The sequence below is a fragment of the Marinobacter sp. M3C genome (assembly GCF_023311895.1).
GTDB lineage: Bacteria > Pseudomonadota > Gammaproteobacteria > Pseudomonadales > Oleiphilaceae > Marinobacter.
Genome location: NZ_CP092284.1, coordinates 3,911,557 through 3,929,934, shown reverse-complemented (window position 1 = coordinate 3,929,934; position 18,378 = coordinate 3,911,557). Strand labels below are relative to the sequence as shown.

Sequence of the window (18,378 nt, the reverse complement as noted above, 5' to 3'; positions counted from 1 at the left end):
AATAAAATAAACTCTTTAACGTAATGATGAACAAGCAAATTTTCGTCGTATCCCCAGACTGCCCCCCTCACATAAAATAGGTTTTCGATGTTAGAAAGCAGTTACAACGAAGTGTTAGTTGCCTGTTCCATAATAGTTGCCATTCTCGCATCCTATACGGCCCTAAACATGGCCAGCCGCGTAACCAGCGCCTCAGGAAGAACGGCTGTACTGTGGCTTGTTGGCGGTTCCTTCGCCATGGGATTTGGCATCTGGTCGATGCATTTTGTCGGCATGCTAGCCTTTAGCCTTCCCATTGATCTGGGCTACAACGTTCCCCTGACTCTGCTTTCGTTGCTCATTGCCATCGCTTCCTCTGCGCTCGCACTTTATCTGGTCTGTCATGACAAGTTGCCTTGGAGTCGCCTGCTGTCCGGCGGTACTCTGATGGGTCTGGGCATGGCTTCTATGCATTATATCGGCATGGAAGCCATGCTCATGAATCCTTACATTTTTTATGTGCCTTGGCTGGTGGGGCTATTCATCATTATCGCCATTATTGCCTCCGTGGGAGCCCTTTGGCTGGCTTTTCGCCTGCGCGAGGAAGCAAAGTGGGCCACTTTTAGCCGCATGGGTGCGGCTCTGGTTATGGGCTGCGCCATCATCGGAATGCACTACACGGGAATGGCCGCCTCCAGGTTTCCCCTCAATAGTTTCTGTGGTGCAGCTAACAGCGGTATCGATACAAAATGGTTGGCCGTGCTGGTCATCATTGTAAGCCTCGCGGTTTTCGCGATTGCTCTTATTGTGTCAATGCTCGATGTACGCACGAACCGCCTGTCCAATTCGCTCGATGACGCCAACAACGAACTGATCAAGCTGGCCCTGCATGACAACCTGACCGGCTTACCAAATCGTGTCCTGCTGGGCGATCGGCTGGAACAGGCGATACATCGAGCCGAGCGAAACGAAAGTGAGTTTGCCGTGCTATTTCTGGACCTGGACGGCTTTAAGGCTATCAACGACATGCACGGGCACCATGTGGGCGACCTTTTGCTAAAAGAAGTCGCGCACCGCCTTCTGGTGAACAAACGTGAAGGGGACACGGCTGCAAGGCTTGGCGGAGACGAATTCGTTCTGTTGCTGGAGCCCTGCACACCGGGAATTTCCGCCGCTTTTGCACAGCGATTGATTGATGCAATAGAACAGCCATATGAGGCCTCGAATAATCTCCTTCAAATATCAACCAGTATCGGTATCGCCATTTACCCCCAGGACGGTCAGACCGAACATGAAGTGATGGTCAACGCCGACGGCGCCATGTACCACGCAAAAAAACAGGGTCGCAACGGCTACTGTTTTTTTGAGCACGGCATGAACGCCGATGTGCACCTGCAAATGCAGATGCAACAGAACCTGCGACAGGCAGTCGATCGCAACGAGCTGGTTTTGCACTACCAACCCAAAGTGATCGCACCGAACGGCCCTATGGCCGGACTGGAAGCATTACTGCGGTGGCAAAGCCCTGATTACGGTTTTCTGTCGCCAGACCGCTTTTTGCCGTTGGCCGAGAGCTCAGGGCTGATCGTTTCCATTGGCAATTGGGTCATCAACGAGGCCTGCCAACAAATGAAAATCTGGTACGATCAGGGTCATCGGGACTGGAGTATCGCGGTAAATCTCTCCGCTGTTCAGCTGGAACACGACAGCTTGCTGGACGTCGTTCGTTTGGCGTTAACACAACACTCCTTGGCACCCTCACACCTGGTGCTTGAAGTCACCGAGTCGACTGCCATGCGCGATGCCGAGACCAGCCTCAAAGTGTTAAACGAACTGTCTGCTCTTGGTGTGTCTATTTCCATCGATGATTTTGGCACGGGTTACTCAAGCTTGCTCTATCTGAAACGCCTGCCAGCCAATGAGCTGAAAATCGACCGCGGCTTTATTACCGAGTTGGCCCAGGGCAACGATGATGAAGCGATCATAAAGGCAATCATTGCTCTGGGTAAGACGCTGGGAATGACGATTGTCGCAGAAGGTGTTGAAACATCAGACCAGCAGGAGCTGCTGACGCGGCTGGGCTGCGATACCTTGCAAGGCTACCTGTTAGCCAGGCCCGTCGCACCCGATAAATTACTCGAAACAATTACTCACCTGTCCAAACGCGCCGAGCCAACTCCCGTTACTACTTAACCCCGGTTGGCGGATTAACAACCCATTCCGGATCTTCAAACTCACCAAAGGGCCGGATTTCACAGAAAGGCGCCGCACTGCGGATAATCTCAGCCACGTCGGAATTGTCTTGTGATTCCATCGCATCTCGGCTGGCTTTACTATCCCAGTGCGCAATGGCTATAAGTGTATCCCGATCACCAATTTTGCGGTGCAACTCCGTTCCCCGTGCGCCCGGGGCACGCTGAATCAACTCACTTGCGCGCACCCAGGCATCCGCATAATCCTCGGCGGTATAGCCCTCCCTGATATGCACTTCGAAAATGTACTTCATGCATGCCTCCTCTATCGGTAGGGGTAATTCACAAGCGAAGCCATTTCAAAGACCTCGAGGCTGACGCTACTCCACGGTTTGACCTTTATCAAGCAGCCCACCTTGACTAGGACTTTCACACCCAGTAGCATTTAAGATGTATTTTAAATGTTACTTAAAAGGCGACCTCATGCTCTCGGAACATACCATTGCTATCGTTAAGTCGACGGTGCCTCTACTGGCCGAAAATGGCCAAGCCATTTCCCAGGATTTTTATAAAAGGCTGTTCGCCAACAACCCCGACTTGCAGCACATATTCAACATGGCCAACCAACGCAGCGGCAGCGGTGGCCAATCATCCGCTTTGGCAGATGCCGTTTTTGCCTATGCCAAAAACATTGACCAGATTGACGTGCTGGTACCCGCCGTAAAGCGGATCGCCAGCAAGCATGCCAGCATTGGCATTGAGCCCAAGCACTACCCGATTGTAGGGGAAAACCTGATCGCGGCTATTCAGGATGTGTTGCAGTTGCCAGACAATCACGAAGCACTCATCGCATGGGAAGAGGCTTACGGCGCGCTCGCACAGATTTTTACCGACACTGAAGAAAGCATGTATAGCGAAAAGGCCACTCAACCGGGTGGCTGGCGCGGGTTTCGTCCCTTCACCATTCAGCGAATTGTTGCAGAAACACCAGACGTTAAATCGTTTTACTTCAAACCAACCGATGGCGGCGCTATTTGCTCGTATTCCGGCGGTCAGTATCTTGGCATCAAGCTGGCCGGAACCGGTGACAGCTATGACGAAATCCGCCAGTACTCACTGTCGTCCTGGGGCGCAGAGGATTACTACCGCATTTCGGTCAAAGCCCAAACTCAAGGGGCCGCATCACAACAACTCCACCAATGTGTTGTCGGTGATACGGTTGAACTGAGCGCGCCCAATGGGCAGTTCCTGCTGAACAAAAACGCTCCGAAGCACGTCTTTATTTCCGGCGGCGTTGGCATCACGCCACTGTATAGCATGTTGAAAGAAGCGCTGGCATCCGGTATTCAGGCTGAAAACGTCCAGTTTGTTGAATGCTGCCGCAGTGCCGAGCACCAAATCTTCCACGAGGAGCTAACAGAGCTGGAAAAGACAACCGGGCTGAATCTCAAGCGCGCATTTGAGTTTGGCGAAGGTGCGGACTGGGTTGGGTACTTATCCGCTGATATTCTCAATACATGGCTGACCGACAAAACGGCTCACGTTTACTTCTGCGGCCCCTTGCCGTTTATGGCGGCCCTAAAGGGCATACTTAACAGCATAGGATTCGCCGACGACCAGTTGCACTACGAAGTGTTTGGGCCAACAACCGAACTGCCTACAACCCACTGACGTTATAAAGCCATTGCCGGCGCGGCTCAGACTTCAATCATTCTGTCTGCAACGGATCATAGTCAGGTTGGCCGGTATACAGACCAAAATCTGTCCATAATGTGGTGCCATGAAAGCGCACGCCGTCAATGCGAGGCCTTCCGTTGTACGATGAATGTCCCCAGCAAGAATAACCACATCTGCGGCCACATCAGGCAGGTCGCGACCTTCCTGAAAACACTCAATGTGCAAATCCGACAGTATTCGCAAGCGCACAATCTTATCTCCCTGAAAAACCTGAGTGGATTTTTTTCTCAGGACTTAGCCTACTCGGTTTGACGCGTCCGGATCGATAGTCCTTTCTGATTCACTGGACCTATTCCTTCAAAATCTGATACCGGGCACACGCCTTGTCCCGCTCGCGCAAAAGACGCACATCCGGATTACCAATAACAGCAGCGATCAGTGAGTTGCAATCCTGCCTTGCCAAAAACAACTCGGATGGAGGCTGGTAAACACGCTGAATGCCGGTGTCTGAGTTCGTTTTTGTACCCGCTGCTTTAGAAGCAGCTTTTGGTTGAGCTTGAATTTCGGGTTGGCGAAGCACCGGCTGCTGGGGCCTTTCGACCAGTTGGCCAGAGGCGTGTCGCATGCCTATCGCCGCGGCGTCCTTAGCAAAATCCGAAACGGCGTTCATCATGATCGCCGCGACCCCTAACACCACAACCGGATAAATCACGATCTTGAAAAACCATTTGCTTGATCGCCGGGGCGGAGCGCCGTAACGTTTCGCCACTAACCCTCTCACATGACGAGCGTGCGACTGATCAGTAGCCAATGATGCCTTCAAGCGACCGGACGTCACCTTTTCCCGCGCCTCTGCCACCTGCTCCGGGCTCAGCACAAAATCTTTTTTCGATTTGATATAACGAATATACCCGAGGCCCTGGGTAACGTTCTCCGGCAGAGGCGTTTTGAACGCACTGCCGCCGACGAAAACCACCACCGAATGCACCTGCTGATCGCCCAGCCCGAGCAGCGCTTGCAGTGTTTTCACATGCTTGTAGTTCTGGTGCAAAGGATTTTGGAATTTGTAGCTGGATCTGAAAATCTTCTGTGTCCAAAAAGGCTGCGTGGCGCTGCCGAAAATCCAGCCTTTCATATTCTTGGTTTCCACCACAAACACGCCAAACTCGGAAACCAGAATGTGATCAATCTGCGTGGTGCCATCCTCGGTGGGAAGGGTTACGTTTTTGATCAAGTGGTAGCAAGACTTGTCGAGAAAAAAACGAGCCGAGAGATTAACCAGGAACTCCCCAAGCTTACCTTTGAACCAGGGGGTTTTGACGACGCCGGCAATGATGAAGATGGGTATCAAGTACCAAAGCACCGCAACCAACGGCTGGAACATGGGGTTAAAGTCCATTTAACGGGAGTCCTTGTGGTATTGCTTTAACGGGGCTAAAAAATCAGGCCAAGTATTCCACACCAGAGTCAGAAAGCTTCAGAAATTTCGCATTCACAAGCTCGTTAAGCTCTTTCTGAATCGCCATGTCATTGCCCTGAATCTTGAGCTGCGCGGCAATGTGGTTTCGTAAGCTAGCCACCTTCTGCGGCCGCTTTTCTTTCTGCATTGATGACAGATTTTTGATGAGTTTCTGAGGCTCGCCCGCAGCGCCGGTGATTTTGACCTGTTTACATGACCGTCCGCTCGTCTTGATGTGAGCAATCAGAGGCGAAAAACCGGTGTCATTGCTGATCACCTCGAACGCTACGGAGCTCTCTGCCTGCGCATCAAATTTGCCAAGGTAATAGGCAAGATGGAAATCCAGATTATTGGCCTGTGAGTCCTTCACCTGAACCACCACAAGGTTGATCGGCTTGTCATACTTTGTGTCGGTGAAGTCCAGCCTGGGCTGCCTGGCGCCAAGGAACACGATGACGCGCTCATAGCCGGAGAGGTCAACTTTTCCCAGACTTCCAACGTTTTCGTAGTCAATGAAGGCCCATTTCATATTTTAACGTCCTCTGTGTTAACGCATTGTGCCACGGCAACGTCGGAAACACAGTTCAAGAAAATTCACCCGAAAAGTAAATCTGTCCTGTTTTTTTCATCCTGTTTTTGGTCGACACCATAAACCTTCTTGAAAAGGCCGGGCGGGCATTCATGGCCATCCTGCTGACAGCGTCATTGAGTGAAAGCTGATCAACGGCAAGCCCCATAAAGAGCGGGAGAAGGAAAATCTTACTCAGGAAGTCATCACGAACGAGTAATGCTGTTTATATATAAGGGGTATCCTCTTAGCTCCACAGACCACTATATGTAGTATTAGCTCTAATGCTGCTCACCACTTATAAACCAATTTTTGTCATTATCTGACTGGCTGAAATCGACACTAACCTGTCTCACACCTCTGGCTAAAACGTGCTGTTAATGAGGTTGCTGCGCCCCTGATAGCGGACACACCGCGTATCGAAAGGCGATGACTGGAGTATCTACTAAGCGGCCACGCCACTGATGAGATTCTAGTATCTCGGGGCGAGAGCACCTGACACATAAAACCCTGATGCCCTAGCGCCCCGCACTGGCTATTGCCGACTCTCATCGGACAAAGTAAGCACTGGTTTTGCCAGTTCTGAACTTGAGCTGAAATAGCTTGGCACAGTTATATTTCTGAACGATGGTGCACATCTGTGTAAAATCCAACTTTACCAGTGTTCAACGGGAAGCCCCCCGCTACGCTATGATTTATCCTGATATAGGCCTGAGGTCAGGCTCATAGTCGATCTCCAAGGACGTCATTATCTATCCAATACTGCGTACATTGATTTTCTGCTCAGCACTGTTCTTTTTCACATGGATGTCTCCTGCCGTTGCAGCACCCTCAGGGCAAGAGGATATTGTTGATCTGCAATTGCGCTGGCATCACCAGTTCCAGTTTGCCGGCTACTATGCTGCCGTTGAAAAAGGTTTCTACAAGGAGGAAGGGTTACAGGTTCGCCTCCATGCCGGAGATCCTGAGCATCAGCCGGTGTCTGAAGTTCTATCCGGGCGTGCCCAATATGCAGAGGGTAATAGTGAAGTCCTTTACCAGCGCCTACAGGGGCAGCCACTCGTCGCTCTTGCCGTGATATTTCAGCACTCTCCCTCTGTTCTACTCACTCTCAAGAGTTCCGAGATCAGTTCTGTGCACGACCTCATCGGCAAAAACGTCATGCTGGCGAACTCAGATGAAGACGCCGATTTTTTGACCATGCTGCTCAACGAAGGTATCTCGTTCTCGCAGCTCAACATCATTCCGAGTAGCTATCAGCTTGATGACCTCATCTCTGGCAAGGTCGATGCGTTCAACTCCTACACCACCAACGAGCCGTACTTTCTAAAACTGCACAACATTGCGTACAACATTATCGATCCGGGTAGTTATCGGGTTGATTTCTACAGTGATATTTTGTTTACGTCCGAGGCTGAACTGCGCGACCATCCAAAACGGGTCGAGGCGCTACGCCGCGCGACGCTGAAGGGCTGGCGTTATGCGATGGACAACCCGGAAGAAATTATCGATCTGTTGATCACTAAGTATCAGGTCGATAAGACCCGCGATCATCTGCGCTTTGAAGCCGCTGAAATGCGCAAGTTGATTTTCCCCGACCTGATCGAAATCGGCCATATGAATCCGGGACGCTGGCAACATATGGCCGAAACCTTCGTTAAAGCCGGGCTAGTCTCGGAATACGACGATCTTGATGGCTTCATGTTCGACGCCAACCCCAGTCGTTTGCCCGTTTGGGTGCTACCGGTACTTATCGCAGCACTTCTATTGCTAGCCGCGGCTGGGTCCATCGCCTATTACCTGCACCGCTTTAATCGCCGCATGGCTCATGCTCAAGACACGCTAAGAGAGAGTGAGGAGCGTTTCAAAGCACTCAGTGACGCCTCTTATGGCGGCATCGTCATTCACAACAAAGGACTGATTCTCGAGTGCAACCAGGGCTTATCCGATATCACTGGTTTCAGCTATCAGGAGCTCGTCGGCATGAACGGTCTCGGGCTCATCGCGCCAGAATTTCTCGAGACCGTACTGGACAATATTCAGAGCGGCTATGACCGGAGTTACGAAGTTGTCGGCGTGCGCAAGGATGGCTCGAAGTACCCCCTGGCCATTAAGGGAAAGAATATCGTGTACAAGGACTACGATGCACGGGTCATCGAGTTTATTGATATCACCGAACGTAAAGTCGCCGAAGAGCAACTCAGACTAGCGGCCAGCGTGTTCACCCATGCACGTGAAGGCATAATGATCACCGACAGCAGCGGTAACATCGTCGAAATCAACGACACCTTCAGCCACATCACGGGCTATAACCGCAGCGAAGTACTCGGCAAAAACCCACGATTACTCAAATCAGATCGCCAGAGAAAAGAGTTTTATACCGACATGTGGGCCTCATTGCTCAGCAAAAAACACTGGTATGGAGAGCTGTGGAATCGGCGTAAAAACGGTGAGTTATTCGCCGAGCTGATGACGATCAGCGCAGTCTCAGATGCCGATGGACAGACCAAGAATTATGTGGCTTTGTTCTCTGATATCACGCTGATGAAGCAGCACCAGCAACAGCTCGAACATATTGTCCATTACGATACTCTCACCAATCTACCCAATCGTGTGCTGCTGGCAGACCGGCTTCTTCACGCCATGAGCCAGAGTGAGCGACGAGGGCAATCGGTGGCCGTCGTTTACCTTGATCTGGACGGCTTTAAAGCCGTCAATGATGCCCATGGACACGAAGTGGGTGATAAATTGTTGATTATGCTTTCACAGCGTATGAATGAGGCTCTACGTGAAGGAGACACGCTGTCACGCATCGGCGGTGATGAGTTTGTCGCTGTGCTGGGTGATTTGGAGATGATTCAACATTGTGAGCCAGCGTTGAAGCGGCTGCTTCTTGCGGCGGCTAGCCCTGTCACCGTAGGGCGCGTAACGTTACAAGTATCCGCCAGTATCGGGGTCACGCTCTACCCACAGGACGGTGCCGATGCCGATCAGCTCATGCGTCATGCCGACCAGGCGATGTATATTGCCAAGCAGATGGGCAAGAACCGTTACCACCTGTTCGACGTCCATCACGACGAATCGGTCAAAACCCAGCGCGAGAGTATCGAACATATCCACCGAGCCCTCGATGACGATGAGTTCGTGTTGTATTACCAGCCCAAAGTGAACATGAAGACCGGTGCGGTGATCGGTGCCGAAGCCTTGATCCGTTGGCAGCATCCTGAACGTGGCTTAGTCCCGCCCGGAGACTTTCTGCCTATCATTGAGAATCACCCAATAAGCCTGGACATAGGGGCATGGGTGATCGATACCGCCTTGTCGCAAATGGCCGAATGGCTCGCTATGGGACTGAATATCCCCGTCAGCGTCAATGTGGATGCCCTTCAGTTACAACAGCGAGGCTTCGCCGCCAAACTGTCAGAGGCACTGGCCAGGCACCCGGAAATAAAACCCTGTTGGTTGGAGCTGGAGATACTGGAAACCAGCGCTCTGGGTGACATGGCCGACGTTTCAGCCATCATGCTCGCCTGCCGCGAAATTGGTGTGAGCTTTGCGCTGGATGACTTCGGTACGGGTTTCTCCTCGCTGACATATCTCAAACGCTTGCCCGCCGATCTGCTGAAGATCGATCTGAGTTTCGTCAAGGACATGCTAGAGGACCCGGATGACCGTGCGATCGTGATGGGTATCATTGGCTTGGCTGCGGCCTTCGATCGTCAGGTCATTGCCGAAGGAGTGGAGACCACGGCCCACGGAACTCAGTTGCTAGCGATGGGCTGCGAGCAAGCTCAGGGTTATGGAATTGCACGGCCGATGCCAGCAGCTGAGATCCCCGCATGGGTAGCTCAGTGGAAGCCAGATGCCGCTTGGAATGGATGAAGGCTCATTCGTCGAGCAGGCAGCCTCAGAGAGGACACTCAAAGGACGTGTACGGCTAGTTTATTGAGTGCTGTAGAGTTATTCGCAATTCATCCCCTATGGCTTTGCCGTGGACGGCCATTAGCTGACGGCTAAAGATTCAGGGCTCTTAATGACCGGTTTGTCGCAGCTCTTGCCGTTACCGAACACTCAGAACAGTGGAACCAGCGTCCGCTGCTATGTTTCTGGCTAGCAAGAGCTGTTGCTGTAGCCACAGACCTTAAGTGCCTCCTTTGGCCGACCACTGACGTTAGACAAGTTCTTTTTAAGTGTCGGCTAGGGGCCGTAAGGAGACAGTCGGCACTGCAAAGTGTGCTTTGTCATGATATGCGAAGTTGGATTTGACCTAATACTACTTATAGTGGTCTGTGGAGCTAAGGGGATACTCCTTTTATATATACAGTCTTTATTGGTATTGTTTGCCTCTTCAACTCTATATGACATGGCACCTGCAAGGAGGCAGCAATGAGCAATAAACTGATCCGCAACAGCACCGCCGAGTTTTTGATTTTCACCGGCCAATCGGGCGAGCAAAGCATCGAAGCACGGTACGAAGATGAGTCGATCTGGTTGACACAGAAGCTGTGAGGACTACTTTGAGCGCCTGCTGGAAGAGATTCGTGAAATCCGGCTTTCGGAGCGGCGCTTCTATCAAAAAATCACCGACATCTATGCCACCAGCATGGATTACAACGGGCAAGCGCCGACCACCAAGGCCTTCTTCGCCATGGTTCAGAACAAGCTGCATTTTGCCATCCACGGCCATACGGCTGCCGAACTGGTTAAGCTGCGCGCCGACAACAGCTGGCTAAAAATCAGAACGGTGGAAGGTTTGAGTGGTCTGGCAGAGATCTATCCGAATATTTGCCAAGGCAAGCTGGCCGCAGACGAAGGCGTTATCGTAGCACTCACACCGTCATGCTGAGCCAGAGCGCCTAATGGCTCATCCCTTTCAATGATGCCCACCCGGCCCATGCGCGTGGCCGTGGGCTATCTCTTCCGGACTGGCGGCGCGTACTTCGATGATGTCGATATCGAAGGTCAGGGTTTTGCCGGCCATCGGATGGTTGTTGTCGATATCGGCAAACTTGAGGCCAACCTTAACAACGATCACGTGGCGCTGGCCCTGCTCGGTTTTCACCTGCGCGACCATCCCCGGCTTCCAGCGTTTGGCACCGATCAAATGCTTGATCGGCACACGCTGAATGGAATCGGCTTTACGCGGACCGTAGGCTTTTTCCGAAGTAATGGTGACACTGAAACTTTCGCCGGCGTCGCGACCTTGCAGGGCTTCTTCCAGGCCGCGGATAATGCCGCCGTGACCATGCAGGTAGGCGTTCGGCTCGCCGCCACGGGAATTTTCAACGACCTTGCCTTGATCATCACTGACACTGTAGTGAAACAAGACCACCTGATTCTTTTCGATTGGCATAGGATTCTCTGTGAAGGTTCAAAGTACGCCATTATAACCAACGGCGGCGCTGACTCCAGCGTCCGCTGCGGTCGACTGGCGCTCTGGATAACAACAGGGTGGTTGAACCGGGTTGATCCAAATTAAATGGTTACGCACCCTTTCATTGCCACGTTGAGATTTAGGCTCAGAGTTGACCAGGATTATCTGCTATGACACCTTTTTTCCCCTTGCACGCCGTGACCCAATGCATCACACTAAAACATGATCATAAGCTTCAAACACAAGGGACTTCGCCAGTTCTATGATACGGGCTCAACTTGTGGCATACGCGCCGATCATGCCAAGCGACTAGCTCGCATTCTGGCATTCATGGATCTAGCGACAGCCCCGGAAGATCTTGATATTCCCGGCTGGCGACTGCACCCACTCAAAGGCAAGATGGCGGGGTATTGGTCACTGACGGTAAGCGGCAACTGGCGGGTGATACTTCGCTTCAGCGGCCATGATGTTGAGCTGGTCGACTACCTCGACTATCACTGAACTGGAGGCAATTCATGGCTATGTATCAACCCCCTCACCCAGGTGAAACATTGCGCGAAGACGTGCTCCCCGAGCTCAAGCTTAGCGTTACCGAGCTGGCCCGCCGTCTTGGCATGGCGCGTGAGACGCTGTCACGCATAATGCATGGGCGCGCCCCAGTGAGCCCTGATCTCGCGGTTCGGCTTGAGCTGGCCGGCATCGGCAAAGCGCGTGTCTGGCTGGGTGTCCAAATGGATTATGATCTGTGGCAGGCACGTCACCGCGCTCAGCCACCCATCGAGCGCTTCGCAGCGGTCATGTGATGCTTGCCCCAGCGTTACCCTGGCGGGTAACGTCCCAAACCTACCGCTACCAATAGTGGTGAAATAGTCAGGCCAGGCATTCCGCGCCTGAATCAGACAGCTTCAGAAATTTAGCACTCACAAGCTGGTTAAGCTCTTTCTGAATCACTATCAGCCTGCAGCGTCCAAGACATTCCCAAAGCCAGCCCAGCTTTAATCAGAGTGGTAATTGTCACGCCAGTATCTTTGTCATCAAGTAGCCGGTTAACCACTGTGCGGCTGGTATGCATCCTCTGAGCCAGCTGGGTTTTGTTGACGCCGACATGTTGCATCGCCTGCTGGACCTGCCAAACGATCACCCGCTTCAGCGCTTCTGCTTCCACTTGCTCAAGCGCACCATCAGACTTAAGCAGGTCATCGAGAGAGCTGCCAACGTGTTTATGCTGTGTCATGTTCCCCGCCTCCTATCAGACAAGATTCTTCTTCCGGTCTCTCGCTTTTTCTAACTCTTGAGCCGGTGTTTTCTGAGTCTTTTTGATAAATCCATTCAGCAAAACCATATCGCCCTGAAACATCGTGAAGATGACTCGTGCAATCCGGCCGTTTGAGAGATCACTGCGCACCTCCCACAAATCTGAATCCGCTTTCCCGGAAAACCCCCTCACCAAGGGCATACCCAGTGGCCATCCATATTCCACGGTTTTCAAATCGATGCCGATTACCAAGCGATCATCCTTACTGAGATTAAGGAGCCATTCTTTAACCGGCTCACGCCCGCTGATCGTTCTATAAAATACGACGTTGACCGTCTTCTTTGTCATTTTGCACCTTCCATGGTCGCATTAGTGTACCTAAATAGGTACGAATAGAAAAGAGAAAGCCACGACGTCCGTTAGTTTTTTCCCTAAGTGTCAGCCTAGCTGACGAGTCGGCGATTTCGCCTGAATTGCACTAGCTGGGGCGGCATGGGAGCTGGTTCCTGTTTGAGCCGCCGGAAGCCATAATAATAGCTGTCCGTAATGCTTCGCATTGATACTTGAAATTATATGAGACGTATACTGGTTGGATTTTGATCACCAACCAATACATGCAGTCCGAGGTACCCCTGGAATGATTAAACTCCTTCGATGGCTCATCAGAACCACCGTATTTTTGTTGGTTCTGCTGGCAGGCCCCGCACTGATTGCGGCCTGCAGTACTCAGTCTGGCCAGAGCTGGCGTGACGCTGATCGCTCCAGCGCAGGCATTGCGCCACTACCGGGCCAGACCGAAGAAGCCATTGTGCAGGTTTATGGTGCCCGAGCTTATAATTGGCGCGGCAATTTTGCGGTGCATACCTGGATTGCAACCAAGGAGCGCGGGGCATCCACCTACGTGGTTCACGATGTCACTGGCTGGGGTTATAAGGCGGTGCGGTCCCGCCCCGGTGAGCCGGATACCGCTTGGTACGGCAACCCGCCGATGTTGCTGGCAGATCTTCGTGGTGAAAAAGCGGACGCCGCCATCATCAATATCCAGACAGCTATCGACGCCTACCCCTTCGCGAATGAATACAAAGCCTGGCCCGGGCCCAACAGCAATACCTTTGTAGCCTGGGTAATCCGGCAGGTACCCGAACTGGATGTTGCGCTGCCCAACACGGCCATCGGAAAAGACTATCTTGCTGACGGAGTATTTGCGAAAGCGCCCAGCGGTTCGGGCTACCAGTTCTCCCTCAATGGTTATTTCGGCCTTATGGCGAGTATCCGGGAAGGTGTTGAACTGAACATCCTCGGCCTCAATATGGGTATTGACCCACTGGCTTTGGCCGTCAAATTACCCGGCATCGGGCACATTGGCCTGCGCGACCCCTGGATGGATCGCTCGACCTGGCACAAAGCCCCGGTTATGGAGCAGGTTTCAGACGCCAATTGACGGGGACAACATTAACCAGAAAGCTCCTTCGGGTCAGGTCTTGCGTTTTGCCTCTCGAACAATCTGGCTTACGCGAGAATAATGCAGACTGAGACGATTACAACGAAATGGCAAGACAGGGGCAAAACGCAAGACCTGACCCCAGCACCTCCGGTCCTTAAATCTGGAAACCAAAAGCGGTGCGCTTTTGGTTTCCGGTTGACCGCCTGGTTAAGCTGCCTCAAAGTCCAGGGGATGAATGTCATTCAGGTTAAGCGTATTCCGCGCCACCGAGAGATCACAGATATCCTGCATCGCCAACCAACTTTCCGGTGTGCGACCAAGAACCTTTGATAGCCGCAATGCCATCTCCGGACTAATGCCACTATCGCCTTTTAGCAACCGAGACAGGGTTGAAGGCGAAACCCCCAAGCTTGAGGCTAGCTGGCGAGAACTAATGCCGAAAGGCTCCAAATATACCTCCCGGATAAAGTCACCGGGATGCGGCGGATTATGCATAGTCATTAGTGATAATCCTCATAATCAAGGGCGGCAAGTTGCATACGCAGCTTCTTGGCATGATCGGCTTGTATACCTGCCGTGCTGCCAGTTGAGTAGAACCGTTTCAGTTCCTTGTGACGGAATGATTTAATCATGATGGAATGCTAGCATGTTGCGCATCACGCAACAACAGTTCAACGGTAAGCTCTCAACGAGGTTTGAGGATACCTATCAGGATTACCGGCAGAGCCGGCGGGCGGCCTGAGCACTTCTCCTCCTCCTCCCCGGCAACTCATATCGATTGATCCAAGTTTCAACGCTAATCAAAAAATGGATCTATCCCGGCTTCTACTTTTAATAATTCCTTAACGGATAAACAGACACACCCCATCATAATTGCTAGTCTCCCTTAGCGAATTGAAATAAATCGAAGCATGGAGTTAGCGCTGTGACGACTCGTCCTGAATTCCTGTCTGGTGGTGAACCTGCCCGTCTTATCCCGATAACTGCAGACAGTGCCCGTGAACAAAAGTCTATATCCGTATTACTCGCAGGTATGCGCTCCGTACTTGAACTTCGCCAAGCATTGCTGAAATCCCTTGGCACCCGTGTCGGAAGCAGCTCCACGTTAGAGACCTGGACTGAAGTGGTTTTTGCGAATGAAGACAAAAAGACCGCTCAACAAAAAGACCGACCAGACGGAATTCTGATTCTCCGTACCGGGAAGCGTGAATGGCGAGCGTTGATTGAGGCGAAAGTAGGGAACGAAACAATCGGCGAAGAACAGGTATCACGCTATCTACAACAAGCGAAGAACCACAAGCTGGACGCAGTTATTACCATCACCAATCAGTTCGCAGCACTCCCAACTCATCATCCAGTAAAGCTTCCAAAAATCGCTACTCGCTCAGTCGCGCTTTATCACTGGTCCTGGGCATTTATCCGCACCCAGTGCCAACTCCTGCTGAAGAACAATGGTGTTGAAGACGTAGACCAAGTCTTCATCCTCGGTGAAATTCTCCGGTATTTCGAAAGTGACCGATCTGGCATCAGTAACTTTGACCAAATGAATAGCGAGTGGAAAGATGTCGTTAACAAAGTGAAAAGCCATGCCTCACTTGCAAAATCCAGCGACGAGGTACAAAACACTATTGCAGCCTGGCACCAGGAACAGCGTGACCTTTGCCTTATCATGTCGAGGCTGACCGGCAGCAACGTTTCTCTAAAGCTCAAAAACAGCCATCGGACAGACGCAGCCGAGCGTGTAAAGGATGACGCGACGGATTTCTGCAAAGAACCCGTACTCAAATGCGCGTTAAGTATCATCAACGCCGCTGCAGATCTGGAGATACATGCCGACCTGCAGCGACGAATGATTTATTGCTCCATGAAACTAACAGCGCCGAAAGATAAAAAAAGCACAAAGGCCAGAGTCAATTGGCTGCTCCGGCAACTGAAACGCACTAGCCCGGCCAATTTCTTTGTTCGGGCAACCAGACCCGGGAAAGCCGAGACAACATACCAGCCGTTGAGTGCCCTGCGGGAATCGCCTGAATTGCTGGAGTCCGAAACTTCCAATACCACCGCCACCAACCTGGAGGTGGTATACGAGGTAGATCTCGCAGGTAAGTTCAGCGGTCGAAAGATATTCATTGAAGAGCTAGAAAAAGCTGTGCCTCATTTCTATCATGAGGCTGGTCAATGGTTGAAGGCCTGGAGTCCGGCACCTCCGAAAATCTCTCAAGAGTCGGATGTTGCAGAAACTGAACAATCGGATACAGCGGATCAGTCAGCGGAAAGTTCGTAAAAGAAGTCTGCCTCGATTTTTCGCTGTGAAATGCCCCCGCGTCTGTGGCACTGAATTCCTTTAGTGCCCAAAGTTCCTCGGGGTCTTGCGTTTTGCATCTCGAATAATCCGGCTTACGCGAGAATAATGCAGTCCAAAGAAATAGTTTTAATCAAAAGATGATGGTGATTGCCCATCAGGCGGTAGGCGTGGCATTCCCGGTTGAAGGTCTCACACTCTTCGTCGCAAACTGACAAAAAGGCACGGCGGTCATCGTTGGTTTCAAAATTCATCTAACGCCGATTTCCGCGAGACAGACTGATACGATTACAACGAAATAGAAAGGCAAGGGCAAAACGCAAGACCTGACCCCGGCACCGTACTGGGCGTCTACCTGCTACTTGGCGGAGATGACAACGGCCCGCTGGTGTATATCGGCGAAGGTGAGGACATTGGTGACCGCATCAAAAGCCATGACACCAAAAAGGACTGGTGGACGATAGCCATGCTGATAACCTCTGCGGCCAATAACCTCAACAAGGCGCATGTAAAGTACCTGGAGTCCCACCTGGTAGAAGAGGCCCGGCGTATTGGCAAGGTCGCACTGGATAACGGCAATACGCCACCACGCCCGTCCCTGAGCGAAGCGGCCCGCGCCAATATGGAGAATTTTCTCGAATATCTCCTGATGGTATTGCCGGCGTTGCGTATCGACAGCTTTCTGGCCAATACCCGGCCCAAATCGGCTGCTCGTATATCGCCGCTGGATAGCTCCGCCGAGAGCGCTCCCCCTACCTTCGTGCTGAACACCCCCAAGCACGGTATCGAAGCCGCGGCAGTCGTCAACGGCCGCCCTGCCAACGGTACTATTGAATGGAAGCTAATCAGCGGTAAAACCTACAAGGAGTGGGAGCAGGAGAAGCTGGCTCAGGAAGTGAGCACGAATGAATAATGCTGTTTATATAAACAGCCTTTATTGCTATCGTTTGTCTGTGAACCCCTATGTGACATGGCACTCTGCAGGGAGGCAGAAATGAGCAATAAACTGATCCGCAACAGCACCGCCGAGTTTTTGATTTTCACCGGGCAATCGGGCGAGCAAAGCATTGAGGCACGGTATGAAGATGAGTCTATTTGGCTGACTCAGAAGCTGATGGCTGAGATGTTTGGAGTAGATGTTCGAACGATCAGTGAGCACCTTGCCAATATCTATGCCAGTCAGGAGTTGATGCGCGAGGCAACTATCCGGAAATTCCGGACAGTTCAACAAGAGGGCTCCCGAAACGTCACCCGTACTATCGAGCACTATAGTCTCGACGCCATTATCTCTGTCGGCTACCGCGTCAACTCCCTGCGTGCTACTCAATTCCGTCAGTGGGCCACCAACGTATTGCGTGAGTTCGCGATCAAGGGTTATGTGATCGACCGTGAGCGCATGGAGAACGGCAGCTTTCTGGGTGAGGATTACTTTGAACGCCTGCTGGAAGAGATCCGTGAAATCCGGCTTTCGGAGCGGCGCTTCTATCAGAAAATCACCGACATCTACGCCACCAGCCTGGATTACAACCTTGCGGCGCCTACCACCAAGGCCTTCTTCGCCAAGGTGCAGAACAAACTGCATTACGCCATTCATGGCCATACCGCTGCCGAACTGGTAAAGCTGCGTGCCGACAGCAGCCAGCCAAATATGGGGCTGACCAGTTGGGCCAAGGCGCCTGAGGGCAAAATTCTCAAGACCGATGTGGGTACAGCTAAAAACTACCTAAGCAAGGATGAGCTGGATTCGTTGGGCAGAATAGTGAACGCCTACCTTGAGCTGGCGGAAAACCGCGCCAAACGTAAAATCCCGATGACGATGGAAGACTGGGCGAAACGCCTCGACGCTTTTCTGAAGTTTGATGAACGCGAAATTTTGCAAGACACAGGCAGTATCAGCGCCGCGTTGGCCCGCCAATACGCCGAAAATGAATTCGAAAGCTACCGTATCATCCAGGACCGCCTGTTCGTGAGCGACTTCGACAAGCTGGTCGAAAACCGCGATGGCGCGGCAGATATCAACTTACCCGTGAAAGACAAAACCCATAAGGATTCAGCTAAATGAGCCCGGCAAGTGCCCCGATCATCTCCAAAGTATGGAGCTTCCGAAGAGCTCCTTGGGGTCAGGTCT

At 52.0% G+C, this 18,378-nt stretch carries 17 protein-coding genes and 2 pseudogenes; 10 read left to right on the top strand and 9 right to left on the bottom strand.

The features are described from left to right. Window positions 1-87 precede the first annotated feature (87 nt). On the top strand, window positions 88-2,172 hold the full coding sequence (locus MIH18_RS18460) for a bifunctional diguanylate cyclase/phosphodiesterase (protein ID WP_249005849.1): 2,085 nt from the start codon (window positions 88-90) through the stop codon (window positions 2,170-2,172). On the opposite strand, the gene MIH18_RS18455 is transcribed toward MIH18_RS18460, so the two are convergent. Next, the gene (locus MIH18_RS18455; protein ID WP_249013213.1) at window positions 2,165-2,485 is read right to left on the bottom strand and encodes an antibiotic biosynthesis monooxygenase; all 321 of its coding nucleotides are present in this window, start codon (window positions 2,483-2,485) and stop codon (window positions 2,165-2,167) included. The genes MIH18_RS18460 and MIH18_RS18455 overlap by 8 nt on opposite strands. A gap of 169 nt (window positions 2,486-2,654) precedes the next feature. On the opposite strand from MIH18_RS18455, the gene hmpA reads away from it, so the two are divergent. Further along, a complete protein-coding gene (gene hmpA / locus MIH18_RS18450) occupies window positions 2,655-3,842 on the top strand; it encodes an NO-inducible flavohemoprotein (RefSeq protein WP_249013212.1) in 1,188 nt (395 codons plus the stop codon). A gap of 355 nt (window positions 3,843-4,197) precedes the next feature. Here hmpA and MIH18_RS18445 read toward each other — a convergent pair whose 3' ends face one another. Then, window positions 4,198-5,247, bottom strand: a complete 1,050-nt coding sequence (locus MIH18_RS18445; protein ID WP_249013211.1) for a nuclease-related domain-containing protein — start codon at window positions 5,245-5,247, stop codon at window positions 4,198-4,200. A gap of 43 nt (window positions 5,248-5,290) precedes the next feature. After that, window positions 5,291-5,836, bottom strand: coding sequence for a PIN domain-containing protein (locus MIH18_RS18440; protein ID WP_249005853.1), 546 nt, complete (start codon window positions 5,834-5,836; stop codon window positions 5,291-5,293). Between the two features lie 846 nt (window positions 5,837-6,682). Between MIH18_RS18440 and MIH18_RS18435 the strand changes: the two genes are divergently transcribed. Both MIH18_RS18435 and rhuM read left to right on the top strand, forming a co-directional pair. After that, entirely contained in the window at window positions 6,683-9,757 is a 3,075-nt protein-coding gene (locus MIH18_RS18435; RefSeq protein ID WP_249013210.1) for an EAL domain-containing protein, read from the top strand. A 504-nt stretch (window positions 9,758-10,261) separates the two neighbouring features. Further along, a pseudogene (gene rhuM, locus MIH18_RS18430) lies at window positions 10,262-10,601 on the top strand (RhuM family protein); the annotation flags it as partial. 147 nt (window positions 10,602-10,748) lie between these two features. Here the strand turns inward: rhuM and MIH18_RS18425 are convergent. Then, on the bottom strand, window positions 10,749-11,228 hold the full coding sequence (locus MIH18_RS18425; RefSeq protein WP_249005855.1) for a peptidylprolyl isomerase: 480 nt from the start codon (window positions 11,226-11,228) through the stop codon (window positions 10,749-10,751). Between the two features lie 243 nt (window positions 11,229-11,471). On the opposite strand from MIH18_RS18425, the gene MIH18_RS18420 reads away from it, so the two are divergent. Beyond that, the gene (locus MIH18_RS18420; protein WP_249005856.1) at window positions 11,472-11,750 is read left to right on the top strand and encodes a type II toxin-antitoxin system RelE/ParE family toxin; all 279 of its coding nucleotides are present in this window, start codon (window positions 11,472-11,474) and stop codon (window positions 11,748-11,750) included. Between the two features lie 14 nt (window positions 11,751-11,764). After that, window positions 11,765-12,052, top strand: coding sequence for a HigA family addiction module antitoxin (locus tag MIH18_RS18415; protein ID WP_249005857.1), 288 nt, complete (start codon window positions 11,765-11,767; stop codon window positions 12,050-12,052). A 128-nt stretch (window positions 12,053-12,180) separates the two neighbouring features. Here MIH18_RS18415 and MIH18_RS18410 read toward each other — a convergent pair whose 3' ends face one another. Beyond that, window positions 12,181-12,483: a helix-turn-helix domain-containing protein gene (locus MIH18_RS18410; protein WP_249005858.1), complete on the bottom strand. Its 303-nt coding sequence runs from the start codon at window positions 12,481-12,483 to the stop codon at window positions 12,181-12,183. A gap of 15 nt (window positions 12,484-12,498) precedes the next feature. Beyond that, window positions 12,499-12,852 carry a type II toxin-antitoxin system RelE/ParE family toxin gene (locus tag MIH18_RS18405; protein ID WP_249005859.1) on the bottom strand — a complete coding sequence of 118 codons (354 nt, stop codon included), beginning with the start codon at window positions 12,850-12,852 and terminating at the stop codon, window positions 12,499-12,501. 289 nt (window positions 12,853-13,141) lie between these two features. Here MIH18_RS18405 and MIH18_RS18400 point away from each other — a divergent pair, with 289 nt between their 5' ends. Next, a complete protein-coding gene (locus tag MIH18_RS18400) occupies window positions 13,142-13,945 on the top strand; it encodes a DUF3750 domain-containing protein (RefSeq protein WP_249013209.1) in 804 nt (267 codons plus the stop codon). Window positions 13,946-14,155: 210 nt separating this feature from the next. On the opposite strand, the gene MIH18_RS18395 is transcribed toward MIH18_RS18400, so the two are convergent. Both MIH18_RS18395 and MIH18_RS18390 read right to left on the bottom strand, forming a co-directional pair. Beyond that, the gene (locus tag MIH18_RS18395) at window positions 14,156-14,449 is read right to left on the bottom strand and encodes a HigA family addiction module antitoxin (RefSeq protein ID WP_249013208.1); all 294 of its coding nucleotides are present in this window, start codon (window positions 14,447-14,449) and stop codon (window positions 14,156-14,158) included. Between the two features lie 29 nt (window positions 14,450-14,478). Further along, window positions 14,479-14,580, bottom strand: a pseudogene (locus MIH18_RS18390) (type II toxin-antitoxin system RelE/ParE family toxin); the annotation flags it as partial. Between the two features lie 293 nt (window positions 14,581-14,873). Here MIH18_RS18390 and MIH18_RS18385 point away from each other — a divergent pair. After that, window positions 14,874-16,232 (top strand): hypothetical protein, encoded by a 1,359-nt coding sequence (locus MIH18_RS18385; protein ID WP_249013207.1) that lies wholly within the window; start codon window positions 14,874-14,876, stop codon window positions 16,230-16,232. Window positions 16,233-16,345: 113 nt separating this feature from the next. Here the strand turns inward: MIH18_RS18385 and MIH18_RS18380 are convergent, their stop codons facing one another. Then, window positions 16,346-16,504, bottom strand: coding sequence for a hypothetical protein (locus MIH18_RS18380; RefSeq protein ID WP_249013206.1), 159 nt, complete (start codon window positions 16,502-16,504; stop codon window positions 16,346-16,348). Between the two features lie 134 nt (window positions 16,505-16,638). Between MIH18_RS18380 and MIH18_RS18375 the strand changes: the two genes are divergently transcribed. Then, a complete protein-coding gene (locus tag MIH18_RS18375) occupies window positions 16,639-17,163 on the top strand; it encodes a GIY-YIG nuclease family protein (RefSeq protein ID WP_249013205.1) in 525 nt (174 codons plus the stop codon). 81 nt (window positions 17,164-17,244) lie between these two features. Next, window positions 17,245-18,312 carry a virulence RhuM family protein gene (locus tag MIH18_RS18370; protein WP_249013204.1) on the top strand — a complete coding sequence of 356 codons (1,068 nt, stop codon included), beginning with the start codon at window positions 17,245-17,247 and terminating at the stop codon, window positions 18,310-18,312. The last annotated feature ends 66 nt before the right edge of the window (window positions 18,313-18,378 follow it).